Annotated in this window: 17 protein-coding genes; 14 read left to right on the top strand and 3 right to left on the bottom strand. The window is 39.3% G+C overall.

Annotated features, from left to right (window positions below; all coding sequences use genetic code 11):
* Positions 1–165: 165 nt before the first annotated feature.
* Positions 166–852 (bottom strand): fibrobacter succinogenes major paralogous domain-containing protein, encoded by a 687-nt coding sequence (locus GD597_RS17610; protein ID WP_171609221.1) that lies wholly within the window; start codon positions 850–852, stop codon positions 166–168.
* Positions 853–1,242: 390 nt separating this feature from the next.
* Between GD597_RS17610 and GD597_RS17605 the strand changes: the two genes are divergently transcribed.
* The 6 genes from GD597_RS17605 (at position 1,243) to GD597_RS17580 (ending at position 7,070) form a co-directional block, all read left to right on the top strand.
* The gene (locus tag GD597_RS17605) at positions 1,243–2,235 is read left to right on the top strand and encodes an amidohydrolase family protein (protein WP_171609220.1); all 993 of its coding nucleotides are present in this window, start codon (positions 1,243–1,245) and stop codon (positions 2,233–2,235) included.
* A gap of 267 nt (positions 2,236–2,502) precedes the next feature.
* The gene (locus GD597_RS17600) at positions 2,503–3,030 is read left to right on the top strand and encodes a VOC family protein (RefSeq protein WP_216368621.1); all 528 of its coding nucleotides are present in this window, start codon (positions 2,503–2,505) and stop codon (positions 3,028–3,030) included.
* A 232-nt stretch (positions 3,031–3,262) separates the two neighbouring features.
* A complete protein-coding gene (locus GD597_RS17595) occupies positions 3,263–3,697 on the top strand; it encodes a hypothetical protein (RefSeq protein WP_171609219.1) in 435 nt (144 codons plus the stop codon).
* A gap of 231 nt (positions 3,698–3,928) precedes the next feature.
* Positions 3,929–4,426, top strand: a complete 498-nt coding sequence (locus GD597_RS17590) for a nuclear transport factor 2 family protein (RefSeq protein ID WP_171609218.1) — start codon at positions 3,929–3,931, stop codon at positions 4,424–4,426.
* Positions 4,427–4,464: 38 nt separating this feature from the next.
* Positions 4,465–4,818 (top strand): hypothetical protein, encoded by a 354-nt coding sequence (locus GD597_RS17585; RefSeq protein ID WP_171609217.1) that lies wholly within the window; start codon positions 4,465–4,467, stop codon positions 4,816–4,818.
* A 242-nt stretch (positions 4,819–5,060) separates the two neighbouring features.
* Entirely contained in the window at positions 5,061–7,070 is a 2,010-nt protein-coding gene (locus GD597_RS17580) for a beta-galactosidase (RefSeq protein ID WP_171609216.1), read from the top strand.
* Between the two features lie 176 nt (positions 7,071–7,246).
* On the opposite strand, the gene GD597_RS17575 is transcribed toward GD597_RS17580, so the two are convergent.
* Positions 7,247–9,004 carry an SMP-30/gluconolactonase/LRE family protein gene (locus tag GD597_RS17575; protein ID WP_171609215.1) on the bottom strand — a complete coding sequence of 586 codons (1,758 nt, stop codon included), beginning with the start codon at positions 9,002–9,004 and terminating at the stop codon, positions 7,247–7,249.
* Positions 9,005–9,313: 309 nt separating this feature from the next.
* Here GD597_RS17575 and GD597_RS17570 point away from each other — a divergent pair, with 309 nt between their 5' ends.
* Positions 9,314–9,946: a hypothetical protein gene (locus GD597_RS17570; protein WP_171609214.1), complete on the top strand. Its 633-nt coding sequence runs from the start codon at positions 9,314–9,316 to the stop codon at positions 9,944–9,946.
* A 45-nt stretch (positions 9,947–9,991) separates the two neighbouring features.
* Here GD597_RS17570 and GD597_RS17565 read toward each other — a convergent pair whose 3' ends face one another.
* The gene (locus tag GD597_RS17565) at positions 9,992–10,726 is read right to left on the bottom strand and encodes a carboxypeptidase-like regulatory domain-containing protein (protein WP_171609213.1); all 735 of its coding nucleotides are present in this window, start codon (positions 10,724–10,726) and stop codon (positions 9,992–9,994) included.
* Positions 10,727–11,041: 315 nt separating this feature from the next.
* Between GD597_RS17565 and GD597_RS17560 the strand changes: the two genes are divergently transcribed.
* The 7 genes from GD597_RS17560 (at position 11,042) to GD597_RS17530 (ending at position 20,327) form a co-directional block, all read left to right on the top strand.
* On the top strand, positions 11,042–13,375 hold the full coding sequence (locus GD597_RS17560) for a glycoside hydrolase family 3 protein (protein WP_171609212.1): 2,334 nt from the start codon (positions 11,042–11,044) through the stop codon (positions 13,373–13,375).
* Positions 13,376–13,801: 426 nt separating this feature from the next.
* Positions 13,802–14,785 (top strand): Kelch repeat-containing protein, encoded by a 984-nt coding sequence (locus tag GD597_RS17555; protein WP_171609211.1) that lies wholly within the window; start codon positions 13,802–13,804, stop codon positions 14,783–14,785.
* 377 nt (positions 14,786–15,162) lie between these two features.
* Positions 15,163–16,350, top strand: coding sequence for a tetratricopeptide repeat protein (locus GD597_RS17550; protein WP_171609210.1), 1,188 nt, complete (start codon positions 15,163–15,165; stop codon positions 16,348–16,350).
* 1,068 nt (positions 16,351–17,418) lie between these two features.
* On the top strand, positions 17,419–17,817 hold the full coding sequence (locus tag GD597_RS17545; RefSeq protein WP_171609209.1) for a DUF2784 family protein: 399 nt from the start codon (positions 17,419–17,421) through the stop codon (positions 17,815–17,817).
* A gap of 218 nt (positions 17,818–18,035) precedes the next feature.
* A complete protein-coding gene (locus tag GD597_RS17540; protein ID WP_171609208.1) occupies positions 18,036–18,560 on the top strand; it encodes a hypothetical protein in 525 nt (174 codons plus the stop codon).
* Positions 18,561–18,914: 354 nt separating this feature from the next.
* The gene (locus GD597_RS17535) at positions 18,915–19,472 is read left to right on the top strand and encodes a hypothetical protein (protein WP_171609207.1); all 558 of its coding nucleotides are present in this window, start codon (positions 18,915–18,917) and stop codon (positions 19,470–19,472) included.
* A gap of 363 nt (positions 19,473–19,835) precedes the next feature.
* Positions 19,836–20,327: a hypothetical protein gene (locus GD597_RS17530; protein ID WP_171609206.1), complete on the top strand. Its 492-nt coding sequence runs from the start codon at positions 19,836–19,838 to the stop codon at positions 20,325–20,327.
* Positions 20,328–20,556 lie beyond the last annotated feature (229 nt).

Raw genomic sequence — 20,556 nt, 5'->3', positions numbered from 1 at the left:
TTTTATCAGGCGGCCCTTGCGTCGCACTCTTGTGCGCTGGCAACTATGGCAGCAGGGAAAATGGTAGTAGTTATTTTACGGTTTCCTGCCTGGGCATTAAGCGAGTAATTCCTCACAAAATATAAGCATAGCAAAACGCGTAAAACGCTCCTTCCTCCCAATGCTTTAATCCTTTACACAACGAACAGAAAAACCATTGTTCTTATAATCTGTAGTACCAGAAATAGTACCATAGAAATAAGTAAGGTACCTGTAATAAGCCGCATTGGTATACCATTCCGTGGCAGACCACCAATAGCCATATCCACCAACATCTACAAACTCACCCAGATAATAACGCGTACCGCCCGGCAATGCAGTAAATCCACTGCTATTGGTAGCATCTGCATTTGGCGATTGCCAGTGTACTGTACCGGTTTCTTTCATTTTACCACCGGCCACCGTTGCACCACCCAGGTTATTGGTTAAAGTAATCCACTCCTCGTTACTGGGCACATGCCAGCCTGCGGGTGCTAACCCACGCGGATCCTTTACTGCATACCAATTATACAGTTTACCATAGCGTGGATCGTTTTTATACCAACACCAGGCACCGGTGGTTAATTTGGCCCATTTGGCAGGGTCTTTTACTTCGGGTATTTTATCGCCATTGCGGTAATAGCTGGTAATTAAATCCCGTTTCATCCAAACCTGAGTGCCTATTTGTATGGCTGGTGTACCGGCAATTATAACACCGGTGCTGAGGCTTTCACTGGTATTGGCTGATAAAGCGGTGAGGCTGTTGTTTTTTATACAGGACGAAGCCAGCAGCAGCATTAATGCCGCCACCCCTGTTTTTATGGATGTTTTCATACCTGATTTTTATTTGCATAAAAGTAGTTTAGTTGCCAGGCGCAGTCTATGATAAAAATCATTTAAATACCGGGATAACTAAGCCCCAAAGAACGCAAGAACGGCAAAAACGAATCTGGTATTCAATATGCACCCAATTGTCCCTACCTAATGGGTTTCAGCACAATCTGAATTCCGTAAATTATACCGTATAAAAAACATTTATCTTTAAGCAAGATTGTGTAGTTATTTGAATTGGCTGTTTACAGTTGCCTGCATTGTTGCAGTACAAGTGTGCGACGCAAGCGGTGATGCCATAACAATATATGGCCGGGCCCAAAAAATGCACAATTCCTTTTTTGGGTTTCATAAGGATAGATACCAGCTTCCATTTTATTAAAAAATATACCCATGCAAAAAATACAATTGCCATTGTTGTGCTTATGTTTATTGATAGGCGCTCATAGTTTTTCGCAGCAGATTACCAAAAAACACCTGCCCATTATTGATGTGCATGTACATGCTATGAAAGTAGATACCGGGTGGAGCAGGGAAATGTGTCCCTGGTTTTTAAGTGATATGCCGGGTGGGGACCCTAACCAGCCACCACCCAATTTAAACAATACAGATTGTGCCGAACCCTTAAAAGCGGCCAATAGCGATCAGGAATTTCAGGATGCCTTAATTGCCACCATGAACCGTTTAAACATTACCATTATTGCAAGTGGTGATGCCACTATTATTCGCAACTGGCAAAAAGCGGCTGCACCGGGCAGGGTTATTCCAAGCATCGGTATCAGCAGTTCTGAGGAAATGTCGGTAGTGGCATTTACAGATTCGCTTAGCAGCGGTTTTTATAAAGTAATGGGCGAAGTGGCGCCGCAGTATGAAGGCATGTCGCCAAGCGATGCTTCACTGGATGCTTATTTTGGTGCTGCCGAAAAATTAAATATTCCCGTTGGTATTCATATGGGCACGGGTGGTAATGGCATGGCCAATATTATGTCTCCAAAATTCCGTGCTTCACTTGGAAACCCCTTATTACTGGAAGACCTGCTGGCAAAGCATCCCAAACTAAAGGTATGGGTAATGCATGCAGGCTATCCGCTGGCAGATGAAATGATTGCCCTGATGGGTGCCAATGCCTATGTGTATGTGGATGTGGCCGGCATGATTTGGAGTTATCCATTGGCCGAAGTAAACGATTATATTAAAAGACTGGTACAAGCCGGTTTTGGAAAAAGAATAATGTATGGTACAGACCTGATGATGTATCCCAAATTGCTGGAAACTTCGCTGGGGGTTATAGAGAATGCCAGCTATTTATCCTTTGATCAAAAAAGGGATATTTTATTTAATAATGCGGTTCGTTTTTTTAGGTTAGATGCCAGCAAATTGCAGTAGTTATTTATTAGCCGGGCAATAGAACAAGCATATAGCTTTACTTGCGTCGCACTCTTGTGCGGCTGGATGGGTTACGCAGCAAAATTCGGTCTTATTTCATATCCACCGGTGCGTGTCCTCCCGCAACGGAAAAAATGATATGGTTATTAAGGTTCGCTAGGACACGAACCTTAGCGACGCAGGGCATACAACAATCGTCCCGCTGTAATCAAGCATAAATGCTCAATCGTTTATAGCACTTTATTTTAACACTAACATGCTAAAAACATGAAACACAATAGAAGAAAATGGCTTAAAAAATTGGGCTTAGCCCTTGCCGGTGTTGGGTTCTTTAGACCCAATACTTTTGCATTACCTACATATAAGTTGTTTAATAAATTTACACCAGCAGTAAATAAATCATTCACCCATAAAGCAAATAACATGAAACTAGGTGCATTTTCGGTTAGCCTTAATGTAAAGGATATTAATGCTTCAAAAGAATTTTATGAGCATCTTGGGTTTAGGGTATTGGGAGGCGACATCAAACAAAATTATCTCATCATGAAAAATGAGCATGCCCTTATTGGACTATTTCAGGGAATGTTTCAGGGTAATATTTTAACATTCAATCCGGGATGGGACGAAAACGCCAACAATATTGACCCTTTTGATGATGTTAGAGAAATTCAACGACAATTAAAAAGTAAAGACATTACATTAGTAGCTGAAGCTGACGAAAAAACTACAGGGCCAGCCAATATTATGACAACCGATCCAGACGGAAATATTATTTTGATAGACCAACATAGATAACAATTTAACCCAAAAATTGCATTATAATTAAACAGTTGCGAACCAAGAAATAATGCTCAAAAAAAAATATAAAAAGAAATGACAGGCATTATTTTTTGCCTTATCAATTACTTTCAACAAACAAATAATCCCGCCTATATTTGTAAACATCCGTTTTACAATAGCGCAAACATAAAACCCATTTGTGGTGTTGGCTAATAGTAAAAAAATTTAATTGCACAATACCCCTTTCATGAAAATACAGATTAAGTTTTGGCATAAAATAGTACTGACCCTGGCAGCGTTTGCAGTAGCTATTGCTGGTTTTATGCTAAGGTTGCCTTCCGGCTTCTCGCATTCAGACAAAGAGCTACATAGCTTGTTTTATTTTCTGGCTGCCGGGTTTCTTAATGTATTGTTTGCCAAAAAAAACATTGTAATACATGCTTTTATATTTGCATTACTATATACGTTTGGTTGGGCTATTGAATATGCCCAGCAATACTCCAACAAATTCTTTAGTCACCGCATTCATGGCAATGCCGACCCTGAAGATATACATGCCAACCTGCTTGGTATCATAGCATTCTCCGCCATATGGCTTTGTGTTGTTGGGCTCGCCTTAATATGGAAAAATATCACTAAAAAAGAGGGTGCGGAAAGTGCTATTGAAACTAAAGAAAAGTAATAAGATATTTGGGAGGTGCACGGGTGGTGATATGCTATACAGCAAAACATTCAGCAGCCAGGGTAAGTGAGAATTTGAAGCCTGGAAAAAGTAACAGCAATTACACAAATCTCGATTTGCTATAACAGGTTTGTGGTTTTGGAATTTTGCGCCTTTATATTCGTATTGCAATTAAATAAGTAAAAAACCTGCATAATGTTTACCAGGTTTTCCTAAAAAAAATCACTTAATATGAAATACTTATTGCTATTATGCTTCACTGTTGTTTTTATTGTTAGCTCAACCCGCAGTTTTGCCCAACTACCGGTTAAGCCACTTACATCACAAGCCAATCTTCTCAAAAGCACCAATAAAACACTGGAGCGCAACAAAAAACTGGTATACGACATGTGGCGGGAATTTTTAGAGGGCGGTCATCTTGAGTTGGCAGAAAAATATTTTGATGAAAATTATATGCAACACAATCCAAATGCTGCCACCGGAAGAAAAGCAGTTGTTGATTTCTTTTCAAAATTCTCCAAACCTCAACCAATTGCAGATTCAATCAAATTAAACGTTGTTGCCATTATTGCTGAAGGAGACCTGGTGATGTTGAGTTTTGTAAGAGAAATGCCCGATCCTGTTGATTCATCTAAAAAATACACTACTACCTGGTTTGATATGTTTAGAATTGAAAATGGGAAAATTGCTGAGCACTGGGATTGTGCTGAAAAGATGAAAATGAACTAGATATTGCAGATGTATATAATAATTTACTTTTCTTTTTCGTGCAGGAACAAAATTCGGAAATGGTGGTAATGATGTTAAATGGGCAGACCGATGGATTTTGTATAAAAAGAAGACAGTTACTGCAACGTAATACGATACAACTACCGGCGACCTGCTTGGTGTCAAAGAAATCAAAAATCACTGAACCGGCCATATTAATAGAAGATATTGAAGACGGCGCACCAATTGCAGGAGGCATTTTTTCCGGAATGGCAAAAAATATATCTGGATACCTCAAGGTGATTGAAAACACCAGGCTGATTTTGGTGAAAGCTGGTGAAGCAAACAACCTTTACGCCACAAATTTTGATTCAACCAAGGCACTTACACTTTCCTTTATAAAAGCGGCATAGCCTATAGAACGTACAAGTGAGTGACATAAGCAAAGCCCAATAGCACTCCCCTGGCTTAGTACAAAAAACTGCTTCATTTACCCTGGCCTTTTGCGGTAATTGAAATACTGCTTACTTTTATTGGTGTAATAATCACACTTATACATTTTTCATCATCTACCTGCCATATGTGTACAAAAATTACCCTCAGTTGTATTAGCGCTTTGTTGTTTTGCCAAATTGCTTTGGCGCAATACCCCAAAATGGATAAGCTGCTGTTTGGTGTAGCTTATTACGATGAATACATGCCCTACGACCGGCTGGACAAAGATGTACAAATGATGAAGTCCGCTGGCATTAATGTAGTACGCATTGCAGAATCTACCTGGAGCACCGAGGAACCACAGGATGGTGTATATGATTTTTCGCATATTGACCGTGTACTGAATGCCATGCATGCAGCCGGCATTCAGGTAATTGTAGGTACGCCTACCTATGCCATACCTACCTGGCTGGTAAAAGCACACCCTGATGTACTGGCCATTACACCCAATGGACAAAACAGGTATGGTGCCCGCCAAAATATGGACATTAGCAATACTAATTTTCGGTTTTATGCTGAACGCATTATTAGAAAACTAATTGATCATGTAAAAAATCATCCGGCTGTAATTGGGTATCAGGTTGACAATGAAACCAAACCCTACAACACATCGGGCCCCGAAGTACAACAATTGTTTGTACAATATATGCAGGCAAAATATCCTTCACTCGACAGCCTGAACAAAGCATTTGGCTTTGACTACTGGAGCAACCGTATTAATAACTGGAACGATTTTCCTTCAACCGTGGGCACCATTAATGCCAGTTTAGCAGGAGAGTTTGCCAAATTTCAACGGATGCTGGTTACCAATTACCTGGCCTGGCAAACGGCCATTGTAAACGAGTATAAACAACCGGGGCAGTTTATTACCCATAATTTTGATTTTGAGTGGCGGGGCTTCTCCTATGGCATACAGCCGGATGTAGATCATTTTGCTGCTGCTAAAGCATTGGATATTGCCGGCGTGGATATTTATCATCCCACGCAGGACCATCTTACCGGCACAGAAATATCTTTTGGGGGCGATATGGCCCGCTCTATGAAAAACGGTAAAAACTATCTGGTAATAGAAACCGAAGCACAGGGCTTTCCGCAATGGGTGCCTTATCCCGGTCAGTTAAGGTTACAGGCATTTAGCCATATAGCATCGGGCGCCAATATGCTGGAATACTGGCACTGGCATTCTATTCACAACTCCGCAGAAACTTATTGGAAAGGATTATTAAGTCAGGATTTTGAACCCAACCCCACCTACGAGGAAGCCAAAACCATTGGTAAAGATTTTGCCAGGTTAAGCAACCATCTGGTAAACCTGAAAAAGACCAATAAGGTAGCCATACTTTTTAGTAACGAAGCACTAACCGGCTTTAATGCTTTTGGTTTTGGCTGGGGTGCACCAGGTAATTATAATGATGTTTTGCGCCCCATGTACGATGCTTTGTACCGCATGAATATTGGCTGCGATTTTGTTGACCCCACCAGCACCACTATTGAAAACTACCAATTGCTGATTGTGCCTGCCCTGTATGCTGCACCCGACAGTTTATTGCAACGGCTAAACCGTTTTGTAAAAAATGGTGGCCATATTGTGTACAGTTTTAAAAGCGGCTTTAGCAACGAAAATGTAAAAGTGCGCAGCACCCGGCAACCGGGTATTATCAACGAAGCCTGTGGCATCTACTTTAGTGAGTTTACGCTGCCTGAGAATGCAGGTTTGAAAGACGATCCCTTTAAAGTGGGCAAACCCAACAATAGCATTCAACGATGGATGGAACTGATTACCCCCACCACAGCAAAAGTATTGGCCTGGTACGATCATCCGGTTTGGGGTAAGTATGCTGCCATAACCGAAAACCATTATGGCAAGGGCCTTGCCACCTATATGGGTTGTATGCCAGGCGATGTATTGCTGCAAAAAATACTACAGGATGCAGTAACAAAAGCGGGCTTATGGGGTACCGACCAGCAATGGGCATTTCCCATAATTACCAAGTATGGTGTAAATGAAAATGGCAAAACGGTGCATTATTATTTTAATTATGCGGCCACGCCAGCCACTATTATCTACCCTTATGCCAATGGTACCGCTTTATTGGCAAACGAGCCGGTGAGGAAAAACCAACAGCTCACTTTAGCCCCCTGGGGTGTTACCATTATTGAAGAGAAATAATACCGCCAGGGCATTTATAGTGTGGGCCAAACAATTGTACAAGTGGGCACCCGCTTGCGTCGCACTCTTGTACGTTCAGTTCTGTATGCAGCAAAAAAAACTACTATAAACCGGTATAATTTAAAGCATTACATCTCATAGCAAAACAAACAGCATATTAATACATTAGCCAGGCTTTACAATTTTGGCAAAACAGGTTTTATGGGTGGGTTAAATGTATTGGCACCCCTGGTGTTTAGTTTTCTTCTATACACTTTATCGCCGCAAGACACATATATGATATTAAAATCAGGCCCGCCAAAACAAATATTTGAAGGATTAAATCCACTAAATGGCAAAGGCAATATGGCATTCACCCGCCCTAACTGATCCATTATCTGTATACCCAGATTGGTGGCAACATATACCCTTCCTGAGGTATCGCATTTAATACCATCGCCCCAGGCATTTTCTTCTTTATCAGGATGATGCAGCCAGCCATAGTGTTGCTTATAAGTTAGGGTACCATCGGGTTTTATTTTGTAAATCCAAACCCAATGCGAGGCCGATTCTGTAACATATATCTGCGTTTGATCAGGCGACAGGGTAATGCCATTGGGGAATTTCAATCCATCATCCACCAACACCTTTTGGCCATTCGGGCGAATCAGGTACAGTTTGCCCGGTTTGGTAGTACCATCGGGTACGGTTATATACATATTTCCGTTATGTGCCACCACCAAATCATTTCCTTCAATACTGTCTGCAATAACAGTTGCCTGTTCATTTGCATCATAACTGATGATTTGTTTGGTGCCACCTGCCGCGCTATATCTTTTACCATCGGGAGTAAAGCAATTGCCACTTGCTTTTTTTGCATCCAAAGCAAGTGTGGTTAATTTTCCGTTTACATCCACCTTATAAGTTTTAGAGGCGGGTATATCGTGAAAATACACTTCGCCTTTTGCATTGGCGGCCGTACCTTCTGTAAACAGGTAACCTTTACCAACCAACTCCCAATCTGCGCCGGGAATTAGCAGGTCTTTTAAAAACTGGTTACTGGAATTTCCTTTTGCAACGGGCATTGGCCAATCCTTCCATAACCAACGCATGGCATCGGGGAATATGGAGGCTCCCTGTTTTCCATTATGGCCATCCTCGCCCCATACATGATGTACTTCATAGCCGGCAAAACTCAATGCACGTTCCATGGTTTGGTTAGCCATCCACCAATCGCCAGCATAAATATTTAAATCATTACTGCCATCCTGTAAAAAAACACGAATGGGTTTGGGTTCGTATTTTCTAATAAGCGTAGGGTAGCGATCGGCGCCGCGCAGGCCAATATAAGTGCCAATGGCGCTAAATACCCTGGTAAATGCTTCAGGGTGCTCCCATGCGGCTGTAAATGCGCAAACAGCGCCACTGCTGGAACCACCAATGGCCCTGTCGTTCCCATTGGTTGATAAGTGTATGGCACGGCCATCAGGGGCTTTTAGCTTTTCTACTTCGGGTAATATTTCATTTAGTATAAAACGTGCGTAGGCATCGCCCAATCCATCGTATTCAAAGCTTCGGTTAAAACGGTCAAGGGCATTGGCACCGCTGTTGGCCAATACTTTACCCGGTGTTATAAACACACCAATGGTAACAGGTATTTCCTTTTTATCAATCAGGTTATCAAATACGGTAGGTGCATTCCATTGAATACCGTCCTGGTTAATGTACACACAAGCTGGCTGACTGGGATTGTATTGTGCGGGAATGTATACCCAGCATTCATGACTGGTACCTGGGAATATTTTTGATTGGGTATATACAAATTGTATGATTGCTCCTTTAGGTACACCAGCTTGTTCTATACTTGCCTGATCAACAGTATATTGTATGGCGGGTGACTGGGCATATAGATCTAATTGCGCCAGTATGCACAGGCAAAAAAATAATTTTTTCATGATGGAGCTCGTTTTGGTAGCATTGAAGATAAAGTGTTTTGAGATTGTATAGGTTATTCTGCTGCACTTTGTGGTTTAATTTTATGTCTGTAGCAAGCAAGCAGTTTGCCATGTAGTTTGCTCGATGCCAGCAGCTGAGGTTTGGACTAAACGCACAAGAGTGCGACGCAACGGATGCCCTGGTTTTGCACTGCAGCCGGGTTAATAATGCATATACAAGTATGCTTACCGGATTTGCAGGATTAACTTATTCTTACATAAATGGCCTGGCTTTATGCTTTAATTTTAAGGAGCCTAAAATAGAAATATATGAAACCATATTTGTACCTGATTGCGGCTGGTTTTTTAATGCAATCCTGCGCCACCTCGCATATTACCACAGAGGTAAAAGATACTCCGTCTAAGCCTTTAACCAAAATTCTGGTACTTACTACTGAAACAAACCATGATTATTACCGGTTAGATTCTGCCACTTATAACAATAAAATTCGCGGCAATTTTAATAATATGGATAATGCTATTTTCAGGCAGCAACTGGAAAAATCGATGCAACGAAGTATGGGCTCTTATGCAACTACTATTGTTCCCGCTTCGAATGTGTACACCACCAATAGTGATATTGGTTTTAGTGATTTTATTGAAAAAACCACCCAGCTGGGTGTTGACGGAATATTGTTGATTAATCTTGATAATTACTGGAATACCAATTCTACCAGGGTAGTTAATACCTATAATAACCAGATTGAAACAAAAACAGAAGAATCACCCAATGCTGCATACAATTGTTATCTGTTTAATGCTACCGGCGATAAGATACTGTGGCTGGCACATGTAGAAGTAAACGGACAAGCCATTGCAGGTTATGATGTATTAAATAACAGGCTTACGGCAAAGCTAAAAAAAGACCTTACGAAGGCTCGTTTTATAGAAGATACTGAATAATACGGTAGACCTTAAGTACATTAAACCCTGCAGCAAAATAGATGACTAAGGCACAACAAAGCTTACCGGATTGGTGGTAGTGCTGTTAATGTTGGGAAACACTGTTTTACCATTGGTAATATCCAGATAATCGTTACTCCAGAAAGATTCTCCATAGGCCCTTATATAGGCCGTAGTACCCGAAACAAAACCCATACTATTTAAATCGCTTTTAGACAGTGTATGGGTATATGGATTTATCTGGGCAATATATACTGCTGAAAAATTATTATAGCTGGTATTACTAACATTGCCGGCAGAAGCATAAAAGAAACGCAGGTATCTTTTATTGGAGCTATTGCCTGCCGGATTGGTTGTGGCATTTACCAAAACATCGGTACCTACTACTTCGGCAGTAAGCGCCGTTATCGTTGTAGCTGATACCTGTCCAAATGAAGGAATGGCTGTTATTACTGTTGAAGTACCGGTATTCTTATGTTCGATGCCTGATTTTTTTGAAGTGCCATAGCCTGCTTTTTCATATACCAGTGTATAGGTACCAAAAGGTACATCGGCTAGGGTAAACTTTCCCGCATTATCGGTAGTGGTACTTATTAGTGGTGAAGTACCTTCAACACTAACTTTCATTCCTGATTTATCTAACAAGTTAGTTCCTGCATCATATAAAATTACCGAACCAGTAATATTGGCTTTGGTAGGTGCCGGGTCGCTGCCACTATTTTTAGAACAGCCAACCACAAAAAAAAGGGCAAAAAACAAGTAAGTGCAAAGTGCTTTCATAATAGTTATTTAAGGTGGTAAAGATAATCATATTTGATACAAGCTATACTCTGTGATGGGCGGTTTTAAAAAGATACCTTCAGGCAAAAGCACAGTTAAGTTATAGCCGTACAAGAGTGCGACGCAAGTAAAGCTAAATACATTTTAGATTGACCGGCAAATAAAGAAACTTCATTTTGGTCGCAGCATTTTTAAGAATGGTCGCATTTTAAAAGCAAGCCTTCTGATTTTAAATGGAAAGCCATAACTTAACAGCTTATTGCGTACTTTTAACGCAATCAAACACTATTTTTTATTGCCATAAACATGCTGTACATGAAATCATTCTCTACTACAAAAAAAGCCATTTACCTGCTGCTATTATTAACTACCAGCACCGGCAGCTTTGCCCAGTCTTCATCGGGCACCGATTTTAAAACGGTAAAAAATACCAATGGACCCACCCTTGGGTATTCGCCTGCTTCGGGTGTAACCATTATAACAGATAAAGGACTTCAATTTAAAGACCTGAATAAAAATGGCAAATTGGATGCTTACGAAGATTGGCGCCTGCCAGCTGATATAAGGGCAAAAGACCTGGCCAGTAAAATGACGGTAGAACAAATTGCCGGTCTAATGCTATACAGTGCACACCAGGCCATACCTGCCAACTCCAGAGGCTTTGGTGCAGGCACCTATAACGGCAAACCCATTGATTCCAGTGGCATGCAGACTTATGATATCAGCGACCAGCAAAAGAAATTTTTAAAAGAAGATAACCTGCGCCATGTATTGGTAACAAGGGTACAAAGCCCTGAGGTGGCTGCCAAATGGAACAATAATATACAGGCATTTGTAGAAGGTTTGGGCTTTGGTATTCCAGCCAATAACAGTACCGATCCGCGCAATGCAGTAGTGGCCAATGCCGAATATAATATAGCAGCCGGCGGCACTATTTCTATGTGGCCGGAATCTATTGGCATGGCCGCTACATTTGACCCTTCTATTGTACAACAATTTGGGCAAACCGCCGCTCAGGAATACAGGGCATTGGGTATTGCCACCGCCCTATCACCGCAGGTTGACCTGGCCACCGAACCTCGCTGGAGCAGGTTTAACGGCACATTTGGAGAAAACCCTGCTCTGGCAGCCGATATGGCCCGTGCCTATGTAGATGGCTTTCAAACATCATCGGGTATCTATGAAATAAAAAATGGCTGGGGCTACCATAGCGTAAATGCCATGGTAAAACACTGGCCCAGTGGCGGACCTGAAGAAGCCGGTCGTGATGCGCATTTTGCCTATGGTAAATTTGCCGTATACCCCGGTAATAATTTTCAAACCCACCTAACACCCTTTATTGATGGTGCGTTTAAACTAAATGGCAAAACAAAAACGGCGGCAGCCGTAATGCCTTATTATACCATATCATATAACCAGGATACCAAAAATGGAGAGAATGTTGGTAACAGTTATAGCAAATACATTATTACCGATTTGCTAAGAAATAAATATGGTTACGATGGTGTAGTTTGTACAGATTGGTTGATAACTGCCGACGAAGGTAAAACACCGGATATTTTCATGGGAAAATCATGGGGCGTAGAAAAACTTAGTGTAGCTGAGCGCCATTATAAAGTGCTGATGGCTGGTGTTGACCAGTTTGGCGGCAATAATGCTGCCGGCCCCGTATTGGAAGCCTACCAAATGGGTGTAAAGGAACATGGCGAAGCGTATATGCGTAGCCGTTTCGAGCAATCAGCCTATAGGTTATTGCGTAATATTTTCCAGGTAGGTTTATTTGAAAACCCTTACCTCGATCCGACGCAATCGGTAAAAACAGTGGGCAATGCCGAATTCATGAAAGCCGGATACGATGCCCAGTTAAAATCTATTGTACTGCTAAAAAACAAAAACAATGTGTTGCCTTTGGCCAAAAACAAAACAGTATATATTCCAAAACGCGTTGTACCTGCAGCCAGAGATTGGTTTGGCAATACAACACCAGAACGCATTGAGTATCCTGTAAACATCGACATTGTAAAAAAATATTTTAATGTAACCGAAGATCCGGCAAAAGCTGATATGGCCATTGTATTTGTAAAAGGCCCTGCAACTGGCGTTGGCTATAGCAAAGAAGACAGGCAAAAGGGCGGCAACGGCTATGTGCCTATCAGCCTGCAATATGGCCCTTATACAGCCACAGAAGCCCGGGAACAAAGCATGGCTGCTGGCGACCCTGTAATTGACCCTACCATTACCAACCGTTCGTATAAAGGCAAAAGCATTACAGCCAGTAATGTATCAGACCTCACATCAATTTTAGATACCAAAGCCGCCATGAATGGCAAGCCCGTTATTGTTAGTATGGCGTTGTCCAATCCGGCAATTGTTGCTGAATTTGAATCGAAAATAGATGGACTAATCGTTTCCTTTGGTGTACAGGATCAGGCCTTGATGGATATCATTTCAGGTGCCGTAGCGCCTTCCGGTTTATTGCCCCTGCAAATGCCTGCCAATATGCAAACAGTAGAAACCCAACAGGAAGATGTTCCCCAGGACATGAAACCCCATGTAGACAGCGAAGGCCATGCCTACGACTTTGCCTACGGACTAAACTGGAAAGGCGTTATTAACGATGCCAGAACAGCCAAATACAAAAAGAAATAATTGCAGTAAATATACTATCCTAAAAAGGGCGGCATTGCTGCCCTTTTTTTTTTGTAATCCCCCTTATTAATATTTCATTTTTTATGGACCCGGCTGCAGGTGATTATGGAGCTTTACTTGCGTCGCACACTTGTACGTTCGGGAATATACTGAGCTTTCCCAAAGTGGAGATTAGGGTGAAGGTTGTTGGCGGGGACGCCAATAACAGCGAAAAAGTGGAGATTTGAGAGAAGGCAGTGGGTGGGGACGCCAGCAACAGCGAAAGATATTGAATGGTAAAAAATATACCCCAACCATTTGAAAAAATGCACTATAAAGGCATTGATTATCATTAACGCATTTTTTTGGAAAGGCTATTTAGTTCGTTTATTTTTGAGTTAGCGGCAAGCTTATTTGACACCTCACGAGATTCGTAAAATATAAATTATGAAACAGTTTATCCCTTTACTTATTTCACTTCTTGCATCTTGTTCGAATCAATCGAATGAAAATGCCTCTGAATCAGCTGAGAAGCCCGTTATTAAACCCGACTCTTCCTATGTTTGGACAAAAATACTTGATAGTGCAGATTGGAAGAAGAATTACAATTTCCAAATGTTCAGCAATAGAGATACTTTATGGACATTCCATCCTGATGGAAATTGGTTCTCAACTAATGGCACCAATTGGACAAAATCACAACTGCCAAACTCAATTTACAACCTTGCTTTTCTGGACTATGTTCAATTTAATGAGACAATATTAGGACTTGGACATTTTGAAGGAAATATTGAGCAATTTACTTTCAAGCCAGAAATATATAAAACATCGGACTTTAAAAATTGGGTTACCATATCAAGCCTGAGCAACATACCAAAGCGGTTCTTTTATCATCCCTTTGTATTTGACAATAAAATCTGGATAATTGGTGGTGAAGATAAACAAACAAAATACTCAGACATTTGGAATTCCCCTGACGGAATAAATTGGACAAAGCAAAAAGAGAACCTGCCTTTTGGAAAAAGAGGTGGGAGCCAAATTGTATTTTTAAATGGCAAATTATATTTACTTGAGAATGACGTTTGGAGCTCAACTGATGGTTTAAATTGGCAAAAAGTTACAGATGAAATCGTAAAAGGTGAGCAAATATTTGGCTATTCAACACAAGTGTTTGACAATAAAATTTGGTTATTGGGTTGCAACAGAAATGGACAGTTTTCAAGTCAGGTGTTATTTAGTTCCGACGGCAAAAATTGGCTAACTCAAAATGCACCTTGGCTACCTCGGGGCGGTATTGCTTCAACAGTTTATAAAAACAAAATTTATATTACCGGAGGCAAATATGGCGGCACTCCCAATCATCCAAATTTCAGGTATGATAATGATGTTTGGACACTGGAAAAGAAGCTTTTTTTTTCAGGTCTTCCATAGGGTGACCTGTAACTTCAAATAAATACCTTTCTGTGAAAGGAGTTGACGGGAGGATTAGAATTGTAAAAGAGATTACCCTTTGTCCTGCTCACCCTTTCTGTCGTAAATATACAGCCAGGCCATTGCACCACAACGTATTTAAAACATCATAAACCACCATTGGTAAATAGCACAAGCCCTTTTAATGCCTTTTGAAAGAAGAGGAATATTAAATTGTAAAAAATATACGTACTATAAAAGTATTGAGTATCAATAGTGCCATTTTTTTGGAAAGGGTATTTAGTTCCTATATTTTTGAATTGCCTGCAACCCTCTAGTGACCGTATGGCATAAAACTAACTGACACGACAGACATGCAATATTTCCCTATTTTTCTTATGCTACTTATTGGTTTGGTTCTCATAACAAGACCCTTGACGGTGTTGTTTCATGAGCTTGGACATGCCATATCTGTAATATTGCTAACAAAACAAAGGGCGACAATTTACATTGGCACTTACGGTGACCCCAAAAAGTGTGTCAAAATAAATTTCGGATTGTTGACAATTTTCTTACGCAGTAATCCTTTCGCTTGGCGGCTTGGAATTTGTATTCCGTCTGCAAAATCAGTTTCCGTAAAAAGACAAATTATTTACACTTTGACAGGACCAATTGCATCTTTAATAATTGCGACAACAGCTTGCTATTTCACATTTGCATATGACCTTCACGGTTTTTTGAAATTGTTTCTTATTATATTTCTTGGATCTGCATTTCTTGACCTTCTTATTAATCTGATACCTAGTAAAAAACCGATTAAGTTGTACGACGGTAAAATTACATACAACGATGGATATAGCTTAAAGCAACTCTTTTACTATATAAGATTACCAAAAGAATATACACAAGCGGCTGACTTATACAATGAACAAAAATTTGCTGATGCCGCAGTTCTATTGGAGAAACTTCTTTCATCCAAAGAAGATGAAAACATATACCGGTTAGCAATCAGCTCTTACCTGCAAGAAAAAAATTATCATAAAGCAAAAGAAATTTCAGACGCATTTGCAATAAGAGGTAAAATGAATTCGGATGATTTATCGAACATTGCATTATCAAATTCCATGCTTGGGTTTCATGACGAAGCTTTGGAACTTTATGATAAATCATTACGTTTAAATCCCTTCAACAAATACTCCTTAAATAACAAAGGATACACTTTAAACCTCATGGAGAAATATAAGGAAGCTATTTCTCTCTTTGACAAATCCATCGAGCTTGATACAGACTTCGCATATTCATACAACAATAGAGGGCTTGCGAAAATTAAATTAGGACAGACAGAAGAAGGTTTGCAGGACATCAACCGATCATTTGAGATTGATCCAGACAATTCTTACGCATATATGAATATGGGCATATACCATTTTGACAAAGGAGAAGTTGATGAAGCCTTACAAAATTTTGCGAAGGCAAAAGAGATTGACAGTAGCACATATATGATAGACAAATTTATAAAAGACGCCCAAAAAGAAATTTCGATAAGAGCGGCAGGCAATAGTGGCATTGCCGAAAGTGGGGCTTGACATTGGAACAATCAACAGCTGCAATGCCTCGTCCTGAATAGGTTGACTAAAAATGGACATCAAGCAACAGTGTATCACCGAGTATTTTACAAAGAGAACAGGTTATCCCATTCTGACTCAAGTATGCAGCCAGGCTTATGCAGGATAGCTTACTTGTGCCATATTAAACCTCTATTTGGTAAATAGTATTAGCCATTTGTTGACTTTTGGTAGAATGTGCATATTAAATGGAAAAAAATAGACGCACCATCTTTTTTAAAAAATCAACTAAAAAAGTATTGGTTACCAATAATACCTTTTTTTAGAAAGGCTAATTAGTTCGTCTATTTTTGAACTATCTGCCACTTTAAATGAGCACCCTACAAATATTCATACTTGTTGACTTTACACTTCTGCTAGTTGCAGCCAAACTCATATTTAAAGACTTTAAGTCATTTAAAAAATCTATTTATTGGTTTATTTATCCAAACATTTTATCTATATGGTCAAAGAAAAAGTGGGACAAAGACTTGAACAACTCTTTTAAAATGGAAATGTTTTTGCTTTTTGCATTTATCCTTTTCTGGCTGAGTGTATTTCTTTATAAATGGCTTTTTCATTGACACATACTTCTAATCAAACATTTTGACAAATTAAAATGGAATGAAACAACACATATCTTGCAGGAGAATCTTTTGTTGCTGCTGAATTGTATTGCAGAGGCTTATCTATTGGTGTGACAATAGGAAATGCAAAAGCTATTGCCCTATTCGCTAACAAAGACATTATGACTTTATCTGTTCAAGTAAAAGCAATTCCCATTCTGTCGCAAGTATGCAGCCAGGCTTATGCAGCATTGCGTACTTACGCCATCTTAAACCTCCATTTGGCAAATAGTATAATCCCCTTTGATGACTTTTGAAAGAATGTGCATATTAAATGGTAAAAAATAGACGCACCATCTATTTTAAAAAATCAACTAAAAAAGTATTGGTTACCAATAAGGCATTTTTTGGAAAGGCTATTTAGTTCGTCTATTTTTGAGTTGGCGGTAATGCTAAAAGATGTATCACGAGAAATAAAATTAAAATGAAACACGAAATTTTAATAGCAAACGGAATTTTAATTTTACATGCCATTGTAGTTGGAATTTCGGTGGCGGGAGGCGTTGCCTTATTTACAGGAAGGTTTGCCAAGTTTCACAAGAAAGACTTTTTTGCTTGGGCTTTCATAGCTTGCTCATTTGGACAGATTATTTCACTGGTTTTTACTGGGGGATGCATTTTCACAACGTGGGAGAAGGAACTCAGACTTCATGCTGACCCGTCATCTTCCTACTCAAAGACATTTTTACAGGAATACTTACCTTTTTTACCAGACGGTTTTGTTCATGCTGTGCCATTTCTAACTCTTGGGGCATTAATAGGAGCAATAATCCAAATAAGCTTTGCTATTAAACGAAAAAAACACAAACAGACAATAAAATAAACCTTAAATGACTGCTCTAAATTTAATAAGACACTCATAAGAATAAAAGCACATACCGCCAACAGCCGTTTTGCAAAAGCGGGGGTTTCGTGCTTCTATAAAAGTGAAGTGCTAAGTTCAAGCTTTTTGCATCTATTGAAGTTTAGTGCTGAAAATCCCCGCCTTCGCAAAGCGGCAAAACGTTAACGGTAATCAAACGACCTTACATTTTTAGATACATGTGGAATTACATAGTGCCATGGATTGACAGACGACAATATGCATTTGTTTCATTTTCAATATTGATTGGACTTTGGCTTTTGTTTTCTTCAATAATTACAGAAAAAATATCATCGCCTTCCGAACTAATTACAATTAATGGAACACTTGCGAAATATTCATTTATTGACGGAAAAAGGGGAACAAAAAAATATTACATTTGGCTGACACAGCATGAAGCAACTTTCCAAATACCTGCTGACTTTTTAAATTTCTTTGACAAAAGCGAATTTGAAAAAGTTGCTAACATCGGACAGTTTATTTCTGTAGAAATTTCAAAATCTGACAAAACTAACCTTACGAAATCAAATGAACGAATTCGCATTTACGACTTACACAATGACAATTTATCATTTTTAAAAAGCAGTTTGACAATAAAAAAAGAAAATAATATTCTGCAATATTTAGTTGGGCCTCTATTTATTCTAGCAGGAATTTGCTACTATTTTTATAGATGGAAAAAACTGAGACATGACTACCGCTAACATTGGGTTTTATGCCCCCTTCTGGCGCAAGTATGCAGCCAGATTTATGCAGCAAAGCGTACTTGTGCCTTAACAAACGCAATCATCAACCAAGACATAACCCATTCTGTGGCAAGTATGCAGCCAGGCTTATGCAGTAAAGCGTACTTGTGTCATCATAAACCTCCATATGGTAAATAGTATAAGCCCCTTTGATGCCTTATGGAAGAAAGGGAATATTGAATGGTAAAAAATAGACGCAATATCTATTTTAAAAAACAGAATATAAAATCATTCATTATCAATAACCCATTTTTTTGGAAAGGCTATTTAGTTCGCCTATTTTTGAGTTAGCGGCAAGCATAAAACCCTCGAATGGCAAACCTCTCTTACATAAACACTGAAAAAAGTATTACGGATGGACGGCTTTCCATTAATCGTAGCGGACTTAACAAGGTTGAGCATATAACTGACACTATTGCTTGGTCGACACTCTGTGTAGCAATGGTATTTTATCCGACATTCGCATACTTTCATGTTAATTTAAATAATTCAAATGACAGAGCTCTTGCGTTTGTGCTATTTCCACTTATTATTTTGTTTGGACTGTTCGGACTTTTCAGAAAACTGATTGAAAAGAAATTAATTGTAATAGAAACTTCTTCACCCAGACACACGAACAAAAAACATCTTCTTGAATTTTTAAAGCTAAACGGTTATGAAGTATTTGGAGAAAGTAAAGAAGTAATTATTGTGAGTTTTGAGGAAAATCTTTCATATGATAACCGTTGGACGAAGACTATTACATTTATTATAGATGACGGGAGAATTTATTTTACGATGGTAAAAAACTATCCGAAGGTAAATCCGCCAGTGTTTTTTTCTCATTGGTCTTTAAAAGCAGACCTAAAAAAATACTTCAGGGACAAATAAAAAAGTTCTTGTTTGACAAATATCCCAGTCGCTAACACTGGTTTATTGAAAAAGCTGGGCAAACGGAAGACTATTTCCAAACCTGCCAAAAAATACCTGGCCGTTTACTGCAACTACCTACTCTGTCGAAAGTATGCAGCCAGGCTTATGCAGCATAGCTCACTGGTGCCATCTTAAACCTCCATTTGGTAAATAGCATAAACCCGTTTGATGACTTTTTGATGAAAGGGAATATTGAATTGTAAAAAAAATAAAGGCACTATCTATTTTAAAAGATCAACTAAAAAAGTATTGGTTACCAATAAGGCATTTTTTTGGAAAGGGTATTTAGTTCGTCTATTTTTGAATTAGCAGGTATTTTATATGGATACATTAAAATTATCAGAGTTAATTGGACAAGAGATTGTGGAGCTAAGATTTCATTACGTTCCAAGAAATGAGTATGACCTACAATCCTTTCACTCTTATATAAAACTTGCGAATGACATAATTATTGACATTCCCCACTTTGACGATGAGGAGTATTTGCAATTAACTCAAGACAACCTAAGTTATTTTAAAAATAATTTTGATACAGGTGATTCAGTTACCAACATAGCAAAATCATATTTTGTAGGACAAAAAATTGTAGACTTTTATTTTAGCTATTTTAACGACGAAATTAATTTTGACTATTCTGCATTTATTAAACTATCCAACGGTTTTTACCTGACAGAAAGAAATTTTGGCCCAATTGGACTCACTAATATTGACTTGAATATACTTGATGAAAAACAATTTCAACAAGTAGTAAAAAGACTAAATGGCATTGAAGTTGACGTTCGTTCATTTGTAAAGACAAAAAACGCCTGCTAATATGAGGCTTGTTGCTATGCTGGCTAACAAATAAATTCTCATGTTTTTGTTCGAAATCAGCAGCAATTCGGGCAGACGCAATACTATTCCTATTCTGGCGCAAGTATGCAGCCAAGTCTATGCAGCACAGCGTACTTGTGCCTTAGAAAACGCAATCATCAACCAAGGCATTTACCATAACACAACACGCACACCAATTGATACCGCAACAAGTTTGGGGTAATGGCTC

This window comes from Limnovirga soli (genome assembly GCF_013106755.1).
Lineage (GTDB): Bacteria > Bacteroidota > Bacteroidia > Chitinophagales > Chitinophagaceae > Limnovirga > Limnovirga soli.
This window is presented reverse-complemented; position numbering and strand designations above follow the sequence as displayed.